16 protein-coding genes, 1 tRNA gene and 1 pseudogene are annotated in these 16,942 nt (G+C 45.2%); 5 read left to right on the top strand and 13 right to left on the bottom strand.

What is annotated here, in order from left to right; genetic code table 11:
* Positions 1 to 208: 208 nt before the first annotated feature.
* Both QUA04_RS24525 and QUA04_RS24520 read right to left on the bottom strand, forming a co-directional pair.
* Positions 209 to 1,687: a hemolysin family protein gene (locus QUA04_RS24525; protein WP_333261950.1), complete on the bottom strand. Its 1,479-nt coding sequence runs from the start codon at positions 1,685 to 1,687 to the stop codon at positions 209 to 211.
* A gap of 68 nt (positions 1,688 to 1,755) precedes the next feature.
* Complete coding sequence (locus QUA04_RS24520) at positions 1,756 to 2,448, bottom strand: hypothetical protein (RefSeq protein WP_333261947.1); 693 nt, start codon at positions 2,446 to 2,448, stop codon at positions 1,756 to 1,758.
* Positions 2,449 to 2,632: 184 nt separating this feature from the next.
* Between QUA04_RS24520 and QUA04_RS24515 the strand changes: the two genes are divergently transcribed.
* Positions 2,633 to 2,705 (top strand) — tRNA-Ile (locus QUA04_RS24515).
* A 365-nt stretch (positions 2,706 to 3,070) separates the two neighbouring features.
* Here QUA04_RS24515 and pyrR read toward each other — a convergent pair.
* From pyrR to QUA04_RS24495, 4 genes are all read right to left on the bottom strand, one after another.
* Complete coding sequence (gene pyrR, locus QUA04_RS24510) at positions 3,071 to 3,604, bottom strand: bifunctional pyr operon transcriptional regulator/uracil phosphoribosyltransferase PyrR (RefSeq protein ID WP_333261944.1); 534 nt, start codon at positions 3,602 to 3,604, stop codon at positions 3,071 to 3,073.
* A gap of 270 nt (positions 3,605 to 3,874) precedes the next feature.
* On the bottom strand, positions 3,875 to 4,939 hold the full coding sequence (gene cbiB, locus QUA04_RS24505; protein WP_333261953.1) for an adenosylcobinamide-phosphate synthase CbiB: 1,065 nt from the start codon (positions 4,937 to 4,939) through the stop codon (positions 3,875 to 3,877).
* A gap of 362 nt (positions 4,940 to 5,301) precedes the next feature.
* Complete coding sequence (locus QUA04_RS24500) at positions 5,302 to 5,685, bottom strand: GFA family protein (RefSeq protein WP_333048578.1); 384 nt, start codon at positions 5,683 to 5,685, stop codon at positions 5,302 to 5,304.
* Positions 5,686 to 5,722: 37 nt separating this feature from the next.
* The gene (locus tag QUA04_RS24495; protein ID WP_006635345.1) at positions 5,723 to 6,166 is read right to left on the bottom strand and encodes an Rrf2 family transcriptional regulator; all 444 of its coding nucleotides are present in this window, start codon (positions 6,164 to 6,166) and stop codon (positions 5,723 to 5,725) included.
* Between the two features lie 265 nt (positions 6,167 to 6,431).
* Between QUA04_RS24495 and QUA04_RS24490 the strand changes: the two genes are divergently transcribed.
* Positions 6,432 to 6,821, top strand: a complete 390-nt coding sequence (locus tag QUA04_RS24490; protein WP_015179394.1) for an AbrB family transcriptional regulator — start codon at positions 6,432 to 6,434, stop codon at positions 6,819 to 6,821.
* Positions 6,822 to 7,858: 1,037 nt separating this feature from the next.
* Here QUA04_RS24490 and QUA04_RS24485 read toward each other — a convergent pair.
* From QUA04_RS24485 to QUA04_RS24470, 4 genes are all read right to left on the bottom strand, one after another.
* Positions 7,859 to 8,236, bottom strand: coding sequence for a cache domain-containing protein (locus tag QUA04_RS24485; protein ID WP_333261940.1), 378 nt, complete (start codon positions 8,234 to 8,236; stop codon positions 7,859 to 7,861).
* 124 nt (positions 8,237 to 8,360) lie between these two features.
* The gene (locus tag QUA04_RS24480; protein WP_333261937.1) at positions 8,361 to 8,567 is read right to left on the bottom strand and encodes a hypothetical protein; all 207 of its coding nucleotides are present in this window, start codon (positions 8,565 to 8,567) and stop codon (positions 8,361 to 8,363) included.
* A 369-nt stretch (positions 8,568 to 8,936) separates the two neighbouring features.
* Entirely contained in the window at positions 8,937 to 10,328 is a 1,392-nt protein-coding gene (locus QUA04_RS24475; protein ID WP_333261933.1) for a hypothetical protein, read from the bottom strand.
* Positions 10,329 to 10,504: 176 nt separating this feature from the next.
* Positions 10,505 to 11,608 carry a site-2 protease family protein gene (locus QUA04_RS24470; RefSeq protein ID WP_333261930.1) on the bottom strand — a complete coding sequence of 368 codons (1,104 nt, stop codon included), beginning with the start codon at positions 11,606 to 11,608 and terminating at the stop codon, positions 10,505 to 10,507.
* A gap of 519 nt (positions 11,609 to 12,127) precedes the next feature.
* Between QUA04_RS24470 and QUA04_RS24465 the strand changes: the two genes are divergently transcribed.
* The gene (locus QUA04_RS24465) at positions 12,128 to 13,204 is read left to right on the top strand and encodes a DUF3616 domain-containing protein (protein ID WP_333261927.1); all 1,077 of its coding nucleotides are present in this window, start codon (positions 12,128 to 12,130) and stop codon (positions 13,202 to 13,204) included.
* Between the two features lie 140 nt (positions 13,205 to 13,344).
* On the opposite strand, the gene QUA04_RS24460 is transcribed toward QUA04_RS24465, so the two are convergent.
* The gene (locus QUA04_RS24460) at positions 13,345 to 14,982 is read right to left on the bottom strand and encodes an AAA family ATPase (protein WP_333261925.1); all 1,638 of its coding nucleotides are present in this window, start codon (positions 14,980 to 14,982) and stop codon (positions 13,345 to 13,347) included.
* A 188-nt stretch (positions 14,983 to 15,170) separates the two neighbouring features.
* Positions 15,171 to 15,455, bottom strand: coding sequence for a DUF2470 domain-containing protein (locus QUA04_RS24455; protein WP_333261922.1), 285 nt, complete (start codon positions 15,453 to 15,455; stop codon positions 15,171 to 15,173).
* A 143-nt stretch (positions 15,456 to 15,598) separates the two neighbouring features.
* Here QUA04_RS24455 and QUA04_RS24450 point away from each other — a divergent pair, with 143 nt between their 5' ends.
* Together QUA04_RS24450 and QUA04_RS24445 are read left to right on the top strand one after the other, a co-directional pair.
* Positions 15,599 to 15,907 (top strand): type II toxin-antitoxin system HigB family toxin, encoded by a 309-nt coding sequence (locus tag QUA04_RS24450; RefSeq protein ID WP_333261919.1) that lies wholly within the window; start codon positions 15,599 to 15,601, stop codon positions 15,905 to 15,907.
* Between the two features lie 37 nt (positions 15,908 to 15,944).
* Entirely contained in the window at positions 15,945 to 16,361 is a 417-nt protein-coding gene (locus QUA04_RS24445) for a transcriptional regulator (protein ID WP_333261916.1), read from the top strand.
* 177 nt (positions 16,362 to 16,538) lie between these two features.
* On the opposite strand, the pseudogene QUA04_RS24440 reads toward QUA04_RS24445, so the two are convergent.
* Positions 16,539 to 16,942: pseudogene (locus QUA04_RS24440) on the bottom strand (hypothetical protein); the annotation flags it as partial.

Genomic DNA, 16,942 nt, shown 5'->3' with positions numbered 1-16,942 from the left:
GCAATGAATGATGAATACATGATGCTTCTTCTCAAATCCTTTTGTCAAGGCTGATTGAGATGCTCTTACCCTGGGGTAAATTGGGGAATCGACCCAGAAGAGTTTTCCCTCCAAACTTAAGTTATGATCGACATGAATCAAGTATGTTGACTCATTCACTCTCTACACTTTGTCCTTAATCTCGATACTCTGCCTTTAAATCAAAATCTCAACTAGAAAATTTCGCCACACCACTCAACCCGCTATTCTTGCGCCCTTTCCCCACAAATTCTCCATCCGCTGCTGCAACTTCATCTAAAGCTCGATCGCCCGCAGCCCCTTCCAACAAGTGAATTTGAATTTGCTCCAACCGCGGCCCGGACACAGAAACAACCGTAAGTTCCACGTTTTCGCAGCGCCAAACTTCCCCAACAGCCGGCATTCTTTGCAACTGATAACTCAGAAAACCTCCAATTGTCTGATATTCGTCAGTTACTGGCAAATCCAAATTCAATATTTGATTCACATCATCTACATTTAACTGCGCTTGAACTAAATAAGTGCGATCGTCCAATACTTGCAAAGCAATTTCTTTACTGTCGGGCGACTCGTAGCTGCGGCCGATAATTTCGGCAATCAAATCCCTCAGCGTCACTAACCCCGAAATGCCACCAAATTCATCGACTACGATCGCAATTTCTTCCGACGAACTCTGCATCAAAGGCAGCAGTTCCCCCAGCAGCATCATCTCCGGCACAAACCTCACCGAACTCATCCAATTTAAAATTGGCGTGTCGGGAGATAGCAAACCTTCAGCTAGGGGTTTCGCAAGTTGTTTGAAGCCAATAATGCCGATAATGTCGTCTAAAGAATCTCCCGTCACGGGATAGCGGGAATGGTGAGAAATCGCCATTTCGTCGAGCAAATTTTGAAAGGTTGCCGTCTTGGGAAGTGCGACAATGCTAGGCCTCGGCACCATTACTTCTTCTACCCAAACTTCGCCAAATTCAAACACGTTGTTGAGCAATTCTCGCTTTTCTGCTTCCAAGCCGCTGGATTCGCTGGAAGTAGCTATAATTAATTGCAGTTCTTCGGGAGTAACAGGCCGATGCCTTAGATCGTATTCGATGCCCGCAAACCGCAAAAGCGATCGAGTGGATTGATTGAGAAACGACACAAAGGGATTAAACAAACGGGCAATCAATAAACTCGGAGGCCCTAAAGTTCTGGCTAGCTGTTCGGAATACAGTAACGCTACAGATTTGGGAAAGAGTTCGCCCAGTACGATTTGCAGGTAAGCTAGCAACAAAAAAGTTACTATTGGTATGCTAAAAGAATGGGCGATCGCAGACTTGATGTAAATTGGCAGCGGCAAATAGCCGATCGACATTCGGACTAGCACGGCGATCGTACTTTCCCCAATCCAGCCGAGAGCTAAACTAGAAAGAGTGATTCCCAACTGCATTGTCGAGAGCAATCGCTCAATACTTTGCTGCAAAGATTGCACAGTTAAAGCTGCAACGTCGCCAGCTTCCACTAACTGATTGATGCGCGATCGGCGTACCGTCACCATCGAAAACTCAGCCGCCACAAAAAAAGCATTAATCGCAATCAGCAACAGCACTGACAGCAACCGCGACAGCACCTCTGTCAAACTCATCGCGGGTAAATCAGATATCTCCTGCACTCTCGCCCCTAAAAGTGACACAATGCTCCCTAAAAAAACTTTCTCGATCAAACCTGAGAATCCGTCTGCAGGTTTGGTCTTCTTTTATTTTACTTCGCCACTGGAATGCCAGATATTTGCAACTGAAGTTTTTGACCTGGATAATCTGTCAGCGTCAGCGAAACTTCCTTAGCATTTTCCAGCAAAGCTGTGGGAATACTCACCGTACCGTAAAACACCTGCCCGTTGGGGGGGAGTTCCGACGGCAAATCCTCGGCAGTCGCGCTCAGGGCCCGGCCACGATCGTCAGTGACGTTCAAGAAGCTGTAGAGAAACCTCACAGCTTGGGAGCCCTCATTTTTCATGCTCACGTCTAGCAGCATGGAATTGTTGCGCTGACTGGCCGCGCTCACTTCCAGGGTTATTCCCCCGTCGCGACTGTTTAGGGGAAACTTGGCGCTGGCATTTTGTGCAGCCGGTTTTTTTGCCGCGGCTGGTTTAGAGCTTGCCTTCTGTGTTTTAGTATTTGCCCCGGCCGTTGTTTTTTCTGGATCGCGACCTTCTATCCGTGCTTTGACGGTTGTGAGAATGTCTTGTTCTTTCAAAATGCTCACTTGGTCTTTGCTAGCCGTCGTTCCAGGCTTGCCACTGCCAGCATTGTTGCTGGGGCGAATATCGGGTTGAGTCGTTCCTTGCAAGGCTTCGCGACCTATAGTAAATCCCCAAACAGAACTCGTCACGCCTGCTCCAAACATCAGAGCCAGCAGAATTAGAGTCAGCACTACCGTCGAATTCACTGCCATTGCCTATAAGTTTATACCGAGTCCTAGAAACTGCTTTGTCCTGTCCATCGGCTCCAGCACATTGGCTAACAGGCGATCGGGACTCAGCAGATCTAAAGATTTTGATTTTTGTTCTCTAGTTCTAGCACGGACTGGGAAATTATGTTATAATTCATTTTGAGTTAGGTCGAAGAAATCGATTTAACGGCAGTTGGCCGAGCGGTTTAGGCAGCGAACTCATAATTCGCCCCAGGCAGGTTCAACTCCTGCACTGCCGATTTAGAATTAATCACGACGCTCCGCGCTCTGGCTAAAAACCAGGTTTCTTCCCAGATACCAGTCCTGGACGGATGGGGGTTAGAAACCCGGTTTCTAGGAAAAATTTGCGACAAGTAACGAAAAATATCCGAATAAACTTGGTTTGTGAGGTCGCAAGTGCGATCACAAACTATAAATTTGGTCGATGGCGATCTGTTAAGCTCGCATTGCCCTCGGAAAATTATTATTCTGATGCCAAGGTCAACGATATCAAGCCTTAATCAATTCCACATTATATCTGCTCGCTTCTGAGATGGCGGGCGCTGCGCGGGAACGATCGTACCGCACTCCAAAAATTATTATTCCGATGCCAAGGCCAAGGATATCAACCCTTAATTAACTCCACTCCGTCGCGCCCGTCGAGCTCTTGAACGTAAACCTTAACTTGTTCTTCCTTTGCAGTCGGCAACTTTTTACCCGTAAAATCAGGCTGAATCGGTACTTCTCGGTGACCGCGATCGACTAATACCGCTAACCAAATTTTCTCCGGCCGCCCATAATCGTTTACCGCATTCAAAGCCGCTCGACTCGTTCTGCCTTTATATATAACGTCATCTACCAACACCACCGTTTTGCCCGTCAAATCGAAAGGAATTTCTGTTTTAGCAGGTGTCCGCATCGCAACTCGATCCAAGTCATCTCGGTAAAAGGTAATATCCAAAGCGCCTACGGGTACTTTGACTTGTTCGAGCACTTCAATTTGATCTGCCAAAATTTGAGCTAAAGGCACTCCTCTACTATGAATGCCCAACAGCACTAACTCCGAGGGATTCCCTGATTTTTCGACAATTTGGGAAGCGACGCGGGTGAGAGTGCGCCTCACTTCATCAGGGGATAAAATTTTGATAATTTTAGTCATGGGTTGCTGCGAGCTAATTGTTGGCTGTTGGCATATCGAACAATTTGAGATTGTAGATGGACTTGACAGATGAATCTGGGGGTTTGAACAAAGGTCAAAACTTTTTTTGCTCGTGTCGGTGGCTGATCTCTGTCTTCTGCAGGACTTACCCCGAACGGATGAAAAGCAGATGCTGCGATTGATTGCAAGCGGGCGAACAATTACAGAAATACGTTGTTATTTATGCCTCCTGGACTGTGCGGGTGAGGTCATCAGTTAACGGCTCAAACCTCATAAGGTATAAAAAAGCAATGATAGTCCCAACCAAATCAGAAAGCAATACCGAGTTAATTGCAATGCTTGGCAAATTAGCTGCGCTGTGATCGGGTGAACCGGCTCGCCTAACAGCGGTTTGTGTTTGAGAACTCCGCGATAGGAATTAGTACCTCCTAGTTGTACTCCCAAGATGGCGGCGTAAACGCACTCGCTCCAACCGGAATTGGGGCTGGCATCTTTAACAGCATCTCTCTGACAAATCTGCCAAATGTAAATCGGTTTGCCCGATATAACTGCTAAAGTAATCACTGTTAGCCGGCAAGGAATCCACGTCAGCACGTCTTCGAGTTTGGCGCTAAACCATCCTAAATCTGTGTATGGCGCTTCTTTGTAGCCGATCGTAGAATCTAATGTGCTGGCTGCTTTGTAAGCGATCGCCAAGGGGACTATAGCACTCGCCCACATCGAGTTAGGATCGATCGGGGCAGCGGTAACACTTAATAATAGATGCGGCAGAGCGAACCCAAGTAAGGCATAAAATAGCGGTGCTGTCACCCCATCGACTGCATTCTCTGTTACAGTTTCTAACAATGCTCGCAGAATTTCTGGCTCGGATAAGTTTTCGGTATCCCGGCCGACGTAAAGGCTCAACCTTTCTCGCGCCTTGACTAAATCTCCAACATTTAAAGGTGCGAGCACATCCTCTGCTGCGGCCCTTAAACTGCGACCTGCAAAACAGCTTGCCAGCAAAATGGTCTGTATCGCAATACCTAAAAGAGGATGCACCCAACTAGCAGCTTGGACGATCGACCAACTGACAGTATAACTGCCTACAATCAGCCAGATCGCTAGTATTGTACCAGCACCTCGTAGCAGCAGTTTGTGCTGATCGCCAGCGGGACGATCCTCTGCTTCAGGCATTTTGCCTGCGGGATTATTCCATATATTAAAGACAAGTCGAGTATAACGGTCGATCGCCCAACCCATCGCCTGCACGGGATGTGGCCAACCCCAAGGATCGCCGATCGAATAATCCAACACCGCAGCTAAAATCAAAACAGGAAATTCATCCGGCATCATTATATATTGTGTCAAACTTGATAGTCCGTCAATCGATTTTAGATTTTAGATTAAAGATTTTAGATTAAAGAATTGAAGAAAGCGACCCCACCGATCAATCCGTGGACTTGCGATGGGGAGCGAGGAGCTTTTTTCTCGCTCCACGGATGAATCCGGGGGTCCGAAGCATCTTCCTTCATTGTCACAGCAGGATCTCTCGCCCCAGAGAGCAGATTTTAACTCCTGCTACCCTTGCGGACTTTGATGTTTTGAGGGGCGATTTTATAGTAGAAGGAAGAAGGAAGAAGCAATAAAGGCAAGGGTTTGAGCAATTCAAAACCTCATCATCATCAGCCGTGGTTGCTATAAATGCTGAGATTACTTTAGTCGCGGAGCAAGTGTACGTTCTGCTCCCAATTAACACCGTCAAAGGGTAGGATCTGAAAGTGTTCGATGGCATCTGAGTCAAGACAGCGGACGTTGACATCGAAATGATCGGGATGCGATCGGGGGCGATAGAACGAGTGAATGCCGCAAATTCGGCAGAAAGTATGTTGAGCAGTTCCTGTATTAAATGTATAGGTGGTCAAAACATCTTCGCCACTGAGCAAGGTAAAACGTTCCGGCGGCACAATGAGGTGCAAAAATCCTTTCTTTTTACAGATAGAGCAGTTGCAATCAGATGCTTCGTGTTTGTCAACGGCGACACGGAAGCGGACAGCTCCGCAGTGACAGCCGCCAAAGTAGGTAACAAGTGTTGCGTCCATGTGTGATTGCTGGCGATCGAATGAATGAACTTACCATTTAAATGATAAAGCTAGTTTCTTCCCCAAGAGCCGCTTGCCAACTGCGGACATCATAGTATAAGTCTTCGAGGGAAATACTGTACAGCGCTTCGGCAAGTTTTTTGTGCAATCGGTTCCACAAACTGAATGTTACCCAGTCCTCTGCTTGCGTCGCGTCGGGAAAATGTCGTGGTAAAGGTTCAATAGTTTCACCTACAGCCTCTAAGATTTGTCCTAAAGAGATTTGAGCTGGCTGGCGGGCTAATTGATATCCTCCTTGGGAACCCCGAACAGATTGGACTAAACCGGCTCGTCGCATTTCAATCAGCAATTTTTCTAGATACGGAGCAGGTAACTCCTGTCGCTTCGCTATCGATTTCACCGATGTCGGGCCAAAGCGAGGTTGCAAACTTAGATCCAGTAATGCTTTGACACTGTAGTGTCCGCGTGTGGTTAACTTCATGGGATTTTAAGAGCGGGGCAAATATTCAGCTAGCTGATAGCTGATAGCTTATGCTACCGAGTTTAGAGATTGCTCGCACCGGCTGCAGCTACTCCTCAAGAAAGACTGCACGTTGTTAAAAATATTTAGATAATAGTGGTTAACAATTGAGCCGATCGGTGTAATATGGTTTTACGACCAGCTATAAAGCTAAAGTTTCTTGGTCAAACCAAAAACCAACCGAGAAAAAATCCGTACACCAGTTGAATATTTCAGGACTCAGTAAATGGCTAAAAAGAAAAATATCGAACCCCTTGAAGGCGAAGATCTGATCAAAAAGGTCAAAGACCTAGAGAACCTTACCAAGGAAGAAAAAGCTAGAGCCTGTGGCTACTACACCGTTACCAAGAACGGCGTAGAACGGGTCAACATGATGAAATTCCTGAATGCGCTGATTGATGCAGAAGGCATTCAGCTAGACGGGAAGCAAAACGGCAATGGACGCGGCGGACGCTCTGCCAGCTATCGGATTAGCGTTCAATCTAACGGCAACTTACTGATTGGAGCTGCCTACACCAAACAGATGGAACTCCAGCCGGGAGATGAATTTGAAATCTCTCTGGGACGCAAGCACATTCACCTGCGCCAAATCGATCGAGAAGAAGAAGAATCCTAGGCTTTTACGACTTGCTTTGACTTCTTGCTTGAACAGGTTGGTTTGACTTCAAGCATTGACTGCAAGCAGAGAGTTGGCTCTGAAATCTTTCTGTGAGCCTAAAAAAGTATGGCTTCTATAGATGGCAATGGCTCGACACAAGCCACTGCCACTACTTTATATTTTCCGAGAATACCTATTCTCGCCCCTCGCTATATCCGTGTGGACAAGCGGGGGATTTTCCGCGTAGCTGTTAAAGACAAGTTCGGCAAAGTATGGTGTAGCAGATTTAACAGATGTAACGCATGGATCTTCACCAAGGGATTGTATAGTGGATTTAACGGATGAATGTTGAGTTTCGATGGTCGAGGTTCCAGGCAAGAAGCAGGTTAGGTTGAGCTACGAAACCGAACAAAGCAAGAAAATGGCGGAGGTATTCTCAGCCAAGAGTGCGTAATACCAGTTTAAAAAAAAGAATGCAACTGTCGGCAAACTCCAAAGCACGAGCTTCCTCATTCATCCCCAATTATTTAATCTAAAATCTCAAATCTCAAATCTCAAATTGTATAAGTCTCGTGCTTGCTGGTGATTTGCGTGATTTGTGTGTGTGGGAGTTATTTTGAGGGCAAGGAAGCAGCCTCGATCGCCCGTAAGTGAAATTACAGGCTGGAACAGTTAAAGTGTTAGGGAGCAATTAGTCACCAGTCTATGCCGTTGTCCCGATTCGCGAGTAAAACTTCTCAACACCAAATAAAAATCTCCCTGCGTCGCCTTCTAGTGGCTTCTTTTGTGCTGCAACTCGTCGCAGCAGTCGGGATAGTCGGGTATCTGTCCTTTCGCAACCGAGACAAAGCAGTCGAAGAGCTCGCCGAGAAATTGATCGCCCAGACGAGGAAGAGAGTTGAAGAAAAGCTGATTTTTTTTCTCGAACCTACCCAGTGGGTAAATCAACTTAACGCTGGAGCGATCGAGCGCGGTGAATTAAAATTACAGTTAGAAAAGCCACAGCCTCGGGGAGAGAAGTTCCTTTGGCAACAAATGCGATCTTTTAAAAGCATTCAATGGATATCCTTCGGTGCTGAAAAATCAGGAGAATATCTCGGCATTTGGCGCAACCCCACGGATAGCAGATATTGCTGAAGCTCCGAGAGCGAAAAGTCTACGGCATTAACTCCCAGCAATTTACCATTTCGATCGCGAATCGGTTGGCTGGCAGCAATAAAAACAGTCCCAGGAGTCAAACATCGATAAATACTCGTCCAAATGGGTTTGTTAGCTGCAACAGCTTCTTTGTACCAGGGGCGGAGACGGGCATCGTAGGTTCCGGGTTCTGCCTTTAATTTAGCGGTGCGAGTGCCTAGGCCGTCTGTAGCGTAGTATATGTTGTGAAAGTTGGTAGACTTGTTCGCCGCGACAATTTGCAAGCTCCATCGCATCAAGCTTAGCAAAACGGGACAAATTTTCGCGATCGAGCGATCGAGCTTGCTGATTGCCAGTTCGAGTCAAGAATCACCCTTTAGAAAGATGTCGGGAAACCGGCAACTGTAGCGGCTGAATGTTTTAGACAGCCAAACTCCTGTCATTTGCACCGCAGCTAAATATTGGTACGAACACTTCGGGGGCTTTGGCGACATTAAGCAGCGGCAGCAACTGAAATTTAGCCGAGACGGGCAAGAATATTTTGTGGAAGTGCTGCTGTTTTCGGATAGTTACGGTTGAAACTGGCTGATTGCGATCGTAGTTCCCGAATCCGATTTCATGGGGCAAATTAACAAAAATACGCGCACTACAATTTTACTTTGTTGGGGGGCGCTGCTGCTCTGCTATCGACAATTGCTGGAGTGCTAACAGCGAGGTGGGTTTGGGTAGCGGATAAATGCCCGATGCTAGCGCCGAAGAGCTACTACAAGCCGATCAAACTTATATAAATTAGCGAACACTGTTCCCGGAGAAGCTTGCATAAGCTAATCCACATTTAAATTCCATGGTAAAAGAAACTTTCACTCTTGTGGGGAGTAGGGGTTTAGTCCGAAAGCCCGCCCTTAACATACAATTTAAATGCAGTACAGCATACCCTATAAACTTGCTGTCGGGTGCCCAAGGCGCAGCTAATGACTAATCACTGATGAATCATGACTAATCTTTATCTTTTCTGAGTTGTTTGTGTTGAGAAAAAACACGACAGTTATTGAGATCAATAAACAACTGTTCTTCTTCATTTTTGTCTGACATATTCACTAAATTATATTGAATATTTTCTCCATAAATAGTTAGAGCAATTTGGGTCACTTCTAAAAACTTAATCAGCCACTGACATTCAGTATCCGAGTTATCTTGATAGTATTGAATTAATCGAGCACAACAAAGTTCTAAGTAGGTTCGGGAATGCGGTGAAATCAAAATAATTTTGAGAATTATAATTGCTAGCGTTAAAGGATTTAGTTGAGTGGCGAACAGTATAAATAAGGCTGTTGGTTCCCCAGAATTTTCCACCGTCAAACTTTTGATTAGATAATTGCAAGTTCTGAGATACAGACCGCTCTTCAAAATTTCTCCGTCATTTTCTGGATGAAAAATCTCTAAACTCTTAATTATGTGTGCTTGGCAAATATCACTAGACAAAAAATTACCTTGGTAATCAAATAAATACTTAACAAGAGATTCCTTAAACTGCTTGTAGGTAATATTTTGACTCTGACTCAGAAAAATATTGGCTAAGCTGCGATAGCTGAAGGCTCCTCGATTGACTAAAATTAGTTTGATTAAACGCAGGGCTTCATCTCCTAAAAGTGTGGGATTATGATAATTTTTTAATTGGGATGTAGCAGACTGAGAGCGAGAGGTATACATTGCTAGGTCAAACTTGTACTTTTCTTTGAGCTGCTGCGACAATAGTCTGGCAGTTTGGCGTTCTTCGGGGGCGTTGTTAGCATCTAGATATTGAGCGGTTAGCAAATAAGGCTGATAGCGCGAAGTCCAGTGATTTTGTAGCGGCTGGTAATCCGCGTACTTTAATACAAATAACTTGATGTCTTCATAGTCTTTGCTGCTGAGAAAATTTGTCAGCCACACTCTCAGTATTTTGAGAGAATTGTCCGGGTGGGGTTCGCTAAAGGTTCTCTCGCTAATACTTTTAATTAAGTCGCGAGCAAGTTGGTATTGTCTCTGAGTAATCCAGTTATTTAATAAGATGTAACAGCAGCGTTTAAATAAGTTGTTAAATTCTCGTTGACTGTCAAATTCAATTATTGTGTGTAAAGCTTGAATTAATTTGGGGTGGGCTGGAGGAATCAGGTGGATAAATATTTTTTTAAATTGCTGCAAAACTACTTCGGCTTTCGAGTTTTTGATGTGATATAAAAAAAAGTTGTAAATGATATCTTGAGATGCTGAAACAGTCAGCTCAGAATTGTTTAATTGAGCGGTTGGTTGAGGCGCGATCGCCTGGGGTAATATATTGTTTGTGAGAGCAGGCACAACTTTTGACTCTGTGGTTTCGGATTGAGAGGAAAAGTGCTGAGATGGCATAGCGTCCTCGCTCAGATGATCGATAAACTATTATAGTTACGATCCTTGATTTGCAGCTAATAATTTAGTGTTTGACTGGACTTTTGTGCAGCTAAAACAGTTAAGCCCCCCGATCGCCCTTTTAATAAGGGGAAATCGAGGGGGGTTAACTATTATTTGTCAAGTATCTGAGGATATCAAGCAGGGTTCGCTTCGGCTCGTCTTTGTAGCAGGCGGGCAATTTCAGCTTTTTCTACAAGTCCGACGAGGACACCGTTTTCGCGAATGACGGGGAGCTCTTGTACTTTGAGTTGTTCTAGGAGGGTGACGACTTCGAGGAGGGATAATTCTGGTTTAACGGTTGTGGAAAATTCGATCGGCTTCAGGAGTTCTTTCACTAAAACTTCGGGCCAGCGTCCGGTAGGAATGGTTTTGAGGTCATCAAGGTCGATCGCCCCTACCAATTGTCCGGCATCATCTGTTGCCAGGAATCTGCGCCAGGTTTGAGTGCTACCGATCACGTAGTTGTTGGCAAATTCTCTGAGGGACAAGTCTTGCGAGACGATCGGACTTTCGGGGGTCACAGCATCTGCGGCTGTCAGCCCTGCCAGTTTATTTTGGACTGTGGCATATTGGGCAGATTGACCGGCATTTTGCAGTAAGAACCAACCGATTACTAGATTCCAAATATTGCCGAATACGCCTGTAGCAATGGCAATCCAACCAATTATTTGACCGACGCGGCTAGCAAAAATTACACCTTTGTAAGGGTTGCCAGTAATTTTCCAGACGATCGCTTTGAGGATGTTGCCGCCGTCGAGGGGCAAACCGGGAATTAAGTTAAATAAGGCTAGAACTAAGTTGATGGAAGCTAAAAGTCCGACGATGGCGGCTGCGGGGCCTGTGAGACCAGCACCGATGCCGATCGCTGTTAACAAACCCGATAACAATAAGCTGACCAACGGGCCTGCAATCGCTACCCAAAATGCTTCGGCTGGGGTTTTAGATTCTCTTTCTAAATTAGCCAGTCCGCCAAACAGAAATAGCGAAATCGATTTCACGCCAATTCCCTGTTTAATGGCTACCCAACTGTGTCCTAATTCGTGGGCTAAGACGGAAGCAAATAACAGTAACGCTGTTAATAATCCCAGCATCCAGGGCGCTACCGGGCCCAATGTGGGAAACAGGGCAGCTAATGCGCCGCCGTACTGCCAAGTTACTAAACCCAGAACTAAAAACCAAGATGCGTTGACAAAGAAGGGAATCCCAAACAGGTTGCCGACGCGAAATGTACCGTTCATAATGGCTACCTCTGATTTTACGAATGAGAGGTTTTTCTCTCTGTCTCCTTATCGTAACGAAACGTAACGAGGATGTTAATGTTTCAATTAGGGTGTTATCCGTCTGTGGAGGTTCGGTTTGCTGAATAATTACCGCCAACTGCGGTTTGGCCCGCTAGGGGTTAAAAATCCTTATCTCAAAACGGAAGTTCTTGCTATGAGGCTTGAGGAAGATATCTGTTTTAGTTTTCTGTTTTAATTTTCAGTCGGTTTTAACTCAAATCTTGCACCTCTGTCATGAACAGGTAAGATGCCTGTTCCACAAAAATTAAATTTTCTTGTGGGGAGTAGGGGTTGGGCTTCTAGCCCGCCCATAAAAGCTTTATTGAGAATGGTGCAACATCTCAGTTTTAACTGAATGCAAGCTTTGATACGGAGAATTAATTCCCGGCGGACTATTACACCTGTAGCAAGATCTCAGTTTCAAGCAGGTTTAACTATAATGACTTACCCTAAGATATAGTTTTGGTGCTAATAATTATGCCAGAATCTTTTTTGCTCGGCCGGCTGATGCTGCAATTAAACAGCGAAGTCGCTGATATTATTACAGACTTATCCGCTGTTGCTTTAACTCCGGATGGCAATTTGTGGCTGGGTTCCGATGAAACGACTTCGATCGAGCGTTTGTCGCCTGTCGCGCCTCATATTTTTGGAGAACATCAAAGATTTGCGATCGCAGATTTTATCGCTCTACCTGGAAAATGCGAAATCGATATCGAAGGAATGGATTTCAGCAGCGATTATCTGTGGCTGGTCGGTTCTCACAGCACAAAACGCAAAAAAACTAAAGGCAAAGACGCAGACAAAGACATTGAAAGATTAGCACAAATCGAGACTGAGGTCAACCGCTATTTGCTGGCGCGCATTCCTATGAAAGACGGGATTTTGTGCGAGTCAATTTCCCCTTCAAACAATCCCGAAACCCAACTGAAAGCGGGATGTCTTCAGCGGACAGAAACGGGCAATTTGCTGACAGACGCGCTCAAAGATGACAGCCACCTCGGCTTGTATTTATCTGTGCCGATTCCGAGTAAAGAAAATGGCTTTGATATTGAAGGGTTGGCGGTGCGGGGCGATCGCATTTTGCTCGGTTTGCGGGGGCCGGTGCTGCGGGGTTGGGCGATAATTTTAGAAATAGAAGTTGAAGAGGCAGAACCGGGAGTGTTAAGGCTTAAGGAAATTGGGGAAGGAGGGAAATTGTACAACAAACATTTTCTTGATTTGAACGGTTTGGGCGTGCGAGAATTGTGCTGGAACGGGGAATATCTAATTGTTTTAGCCGGACCGACGATGACTTTATCTGGGGCGACGAGGGTTTTTCGGTTGAAGGAAATTTTAGGGCGATCGGGCGACAGTATTACTGGGCAAGATGGGGGAGATTTGGAGGTATTGTTTGACTTGCCTTTTAAGGTTAATACCGACAATGCTGAGGGATTGAGCCTGTTTCCCTATTTGGACGGGCAGAATTCGCTGTTAGTGGTGTATGATTCGCCGGATGCGGGGAGAAGGGTGGAAGAAAATGCTATTCTTGCTGATGTTTTTAAATTAGGTTCGTAGTAGTATAATGCGTCAGAACGGGAGAAATTGGGGATAATTAATAACCCATGAAATGACGCACCATGCGATTAGGAAGGTGCGTCAGATGTAATTTTTCAAATAATTAATTAGACATGAACTGACGCACCCTACAAGTGGCGTTAATTGTCGATCGCATCCCTTCGCCGCTGGCTGTAGCGTTTCAATTCATCAATTAAGTGAGTATCGTTAGAAGCTGTTCTCGCGCCGGCTTCCGCCGCCCAGCGCTTCAAATCTTCAATTTGCGATCGCGCGATCGCAGCTAAAGGTACTGTATCCTCGATCGACCTCAAAATATCCTCCGTCATCAAATCCCGGCGCTGTCCGTTGACAAACGTTCCAAAGGCCCGATACAACCCATCTATTACGACTTGTTCAATTTCTGCACCGCTAAAATTCTCAGCGCGTTTCGCCAAAACTCCCAAATCAAACTCGCGCAATCTAGTCGGCCGCAGTCGCTGCAAATGCACTTTAAAGATATCTTGCCGTTCCGATTCTGAGGGCAAATTTAAAAAGAAAATTTCATCAAACCTGCCTTTTCTGAGCAACTCTGCCGGCAAAATCCTGACGTTATTTGCAGTTGCGACAATAAACACCGGACTGGTTTTTTCCTGCATCCAAGTAATCAAACTGCCGAATACCCGGCGCGAAGTTCCCGAATCGCCGTCGCCACCGCTGATAATGTTGCCGAAGGCTTTATCTATTTCATCGATCCACAAAACGCAAGGTGCGATCGCCTCTGCTAATTGTATCATTTGCCTGACGCGACTTTCGCTTTCCCCGACCACGCCGCCAAACAATCTCCCAGTATCCAATCGCAACAGTGGCAAACGCCATTCTGAGGCTATTGTTTTCGCAGATAAAGATTTGCCAGTGCCTTGAATTCCTACTAACAAAACGCCTTTCGGATTGGGTATGCCGTAGCGACGCGCTTCGTCCGTAAAAGCATCTTGCCGCATCTTTACCCACTGTTTCAAATTCTCCAAGCCGCCCACACTTTTTAGGGATTCTCTGGAGTTAAAAAACTCTAAAATGCCCGTTTGGCGAATTGCTTGCTGTTTTTCCTCCAAAACTCCGTCAATATCTGACTCGTTAATTTGCTGTTTGGCGGCCAAAGCTTTAGCCAAAACCCGCCCGATTCTAGCGCGACTCAAACCCTGACAAGCTTTAACCAACTGTTCCCTTGCTAAACCGCTAACTTGCAACTGTTGCGGCTTTTCCACAACGTGGGAAATTAAACTGTCGATTTCTTGCACGTTGGGCAAAGGAAAATCAATTACTGTTACTTCTTCTTTCAATTCCTCCGGCAATTCCAGCGTGTGAGAAGTAAGAACTATAGTTTTTTTGCTGCGCTTCAATTCCCGCGTTAAATTCCGCAATTCCCGCACTACCGCCGCATTTTTTTCGGTGTAGGGATATTTCAAAATTGGGTGCAAATCCCGCAGGACAAATATGGTATATTCTTCAACAGCAGTTTTGCTGACGCGATCGAGCGCCGCCATTACCGAACCTTTGCCAGAACCGTTATCCTCCCAGCCCCGCACAAGATCCCAGAACAACACCCGGCGCGCGGGAGTTACTTGCAGCGCTACTTGGGCAATTACGGCTTCGACCGGTTCCTCCTCCGCGCCGACAATGTACAGCAACGAATAGCGGGCGCGAATCATCAAATCTAGTCGCTTTACCAGTGCCTCGAAATGGTTATTTTTACTGCCCTTGACGACATCTAATTCTTTGGGGTTTGGGTAATTTTCTGTCATTTTAGTGGATATTTTAGAGGAAAATTAAACTTGATTAAATATTTGGCTTGCAGTCAGGATTTTAGTCTTTAAAATAATTTCACCTAACTAAAGGTTTGTAGTAAGGATGTTAGTCCTTAACAACTATTTAAGCGGACTAAATTCCGTACTGCAAACATTAAAATTATAACAGCCTAGTACGCAATTGACTACTTAGCAACTTTTCGAGCTTGTTTCACCATTTCAATGAGAGTGTGGTGAGCATCTTCGGCGTCTTTTAAAGTGCGCTCAAAATTTATCCTGACAGGCACTGTTTCGTCGTTGACTTTAGCGGTTAAATCCATGCCGTTGGCATCAATAGCGAGCATTTGAGCTTCCGTTGCCTGCGGTTGGTCGCCAAATGCTTGAGCATATAGCACGACAGCACTAGCGTGGTCTTCGTTCATGTGAGTGCAGATGCGATCGCTAATCTCAGTGGAAAACTGTTCGGACATGGGGAGATTCCTCAGATGCAATATTGATCGATTGTACTGCGATCGGAGTTGACAAAATACTTCGCAATTTGCTAAGATGAAATTAAAATGATTTTAGCGAGAGTCCAATCGATGCGTAAATTTGTTTGTGATCGAGGAAATGTATGCACGTTATCTCTCAATCAGCACTCAGGAAATTCTGGGAAAAGTATCCTGATGCCGAAACAAGTCTGCGCTCTTGGTACAAACTAGCAACTACAGCAGAGTGGTCAAATTTAGCTGAAGTGAAAGCAGTTTTTTCCTCAGCAGATAGAGTTGGAAACTTTACTGTCTTTAACATCAGAGGTAATAACTACAGACTGATTACCTTCATAGATTATGAATATCGACCTAAAAAGGTTTTTATTCGAGCTGTACTTACCCATGAAGAATATGATGAAGATCGATGGAAAAAAGACCCGTGGTATCAATAATAGATAATTTTCGACTTTCTTAATATTGCATAGTCACATGAAAAACTCTAGCGCTTATATCGAACTACTCAAAACATTTCCGCCGCGACCCATAACTGCTGAGGAGGAGTTAATGGCAACTCAAGAAGCGATCGACTCTTTGTTGGATAAAGGCGAACTGACTCCTGACGAACGGGACTACCTCAACGTCCTGGGAACCCTTGTTTATGAGTACGAGCAAACTTTAGAACCCATACCTGACATTTACGGAGTAGAACTGTTAAAGGCTTTAATAGAAGAATTTGAACTCCGACAAAAAGACCTAGTTTCTATTTTTAAAACCGAGTCTATTGTCTCTGATATTCTCCGTGAAAAGCGCCAACTTACAACCGAACACATACAAAAACTTGCAGAGTTTTTCTGCGTCTCGCCGGCTGTTTTCTTTCCGCTGCATCCAGTTAAAAAGACTGCTTAAAATTCAAGCAAGCTTTGTGTACTCCCTCTTTTAATAAAACTTTGGGTAATGCTATGAATAATTTCTGTCGCAGAGGTTTTCATGGTATAGCAACCGCCAAGACTATGAGGACATTCTTAATCGCTGAAACTCTTGTTATTACTGCTTCCTCCTTGTTCTATATTATTACCTCTACCCTTACCACGGGCTGACCTCAAGCACCCCAGAGGGTTTTAACACTACCTTAAATTGACGAAAATGCTGGGGTTTACGAGCAACTTTACGAAAGGAAGAAAGAGAAACTTCTTGAATAAAATTACCCGCTGCTTGGTTCAGCGGCTGACAATCTGTAATTACCCCTTCTTTATTCACGGCAACGCGATAAACTAATGAAGTGCTGAATGTGGGAGTCGAGCGCCAACTCTTGTCAATTTGGTCGTAAACTTTCCGGTTCAACTGTGCAATTTCACCGGGGGAGATAATTTCAGAAGGTGTTGCCTCTACCTCGGGCGCTGGAGAGTTAACCGGGAGCATCCCGGTTTTGCGCTTTTGAGCATCAAACGGATATTGATCCGTTAAGGTAGGCGCACCGAAGCTTAAGC

The organism is Microcoleus sp. S13_C5 (assembly GCF_036700845.1).
Taxonomy (GTDB): Bacteria; Cyanobacteriota; Cyanobacteriia; order Cyanobacteriales; family Microcoleaceae; genus Microcoleus.
Note: the sequence above shows the minus strand (reverse complement) of the source record. Positions and strands in the feature narration are given on the sequence as shown.

What these genes read in the sequence shown, in the direction of transcription:
- QUA04_RS24520 (WP_333261947.1), bottom strand. Translation starts at nt 2,448, where the DNA reads ATGGCAGTGAATTCGACGGTAGTGCTGACTCTAATTCTGCTGGCTCTG.
- pyrR (WP_333261944.1), bottom strand. Translation starts at nt 3,604, where the DNA reads ATGACTAAAATTATCAAAATTTTATCCCCTGATGAAGTGAGGCGCACT.
- cbiB (WP_333261953.1), bottom strand. Translation starts at nt 4,939, where the DNA reads ATGATGCCGGATGAATTTCCTGTTTTGATTTTAGCTGCGGTGTTGGAT.
- QUA04_RS24500 (WP_333048578.1), bottom strand. Translation starts at nt 5,685, where the DNA reads ATGGACGCAACACTTGTTACCTACTTTGGCGGCTGTCACTGCGGAGCT.
- QUA04_RS24495 (WP_006635345.1), bottom strand. Translation starts at nt 6,166, where the DNA reads ATGAAGTTAACCACACGCGGACACTACAGTGTCAAAGCATTACTGGAT.
- QUA04_RS24490 (WP_015179394.1), top strand. Translation starts at nt 6,432, where the DNA reads ATGGCTAAAAAGAAAAATATCGAACCCCTTGAAGGCGAAGATCTGATC.
- QUA04_RS24485 (WP_333261940.1), bottom strand. Translation starts at nt 8,236, where the DNA reads ATGCGATGGAGCTTGCAAATTGTCGCGGCGAACAAGTCTACCAACTTT.
- QUA04_RS24475 (WP_333261933.1), bottom strand. Translation starts at nt 10,328, where the DNA reads ATGCCATCTCAGCACTTTTCCTCTCAATCCGAAACCACAGAGTCAAAA.
- QUA04_RS24470 (WP_333261930.1), bottom strand. Translation starts at nt 11,608, where the DNA reads ATGAACGGTACATTTCGCGTCGGCAACCTGTTTGGGATTCCCTTCTTT.
- QUA04_RS24465 (WP_333261927.1), top strand. Translation starts at nt 12,128, where the DNA reads ATGCCAGAATCTTTTTTGCTCGGCCGGCTGATGCTGCAATTAAACAGC.
- QUA04_RS24460 (WP_333261925.1), bottom strand. Translation starts at nt 14,982, where the DNA reads ATGACAGAAAATTACCCAAACCCCAAAGAATTAGATGTCGTCAAGGGC.
- QUA04_RS24455 (WP_333261922.1), bottom strand. Translation starts at nt 15,455, where the DNA reads ATGTCCGAACAGTTTTCCACTGAGATTAGCGATCGCATCTGCACTCAC.
- QUA04_RS24450 (WP_333261919.1), top strand. Translation starts at nt 15,599, where the DNA reads ATGCACGTTATCTCTCAATCAGCACTCAGGAAATTCTGGGAAAAGTAT.
- QUA04_RS24445 (WP_333261916.1), top strand. Translation starts at nt 15,945, where the DNA reads ATGAAAAACTCTAGCGCTTATATCGAACTACTCAAAACATTTCCGCCG.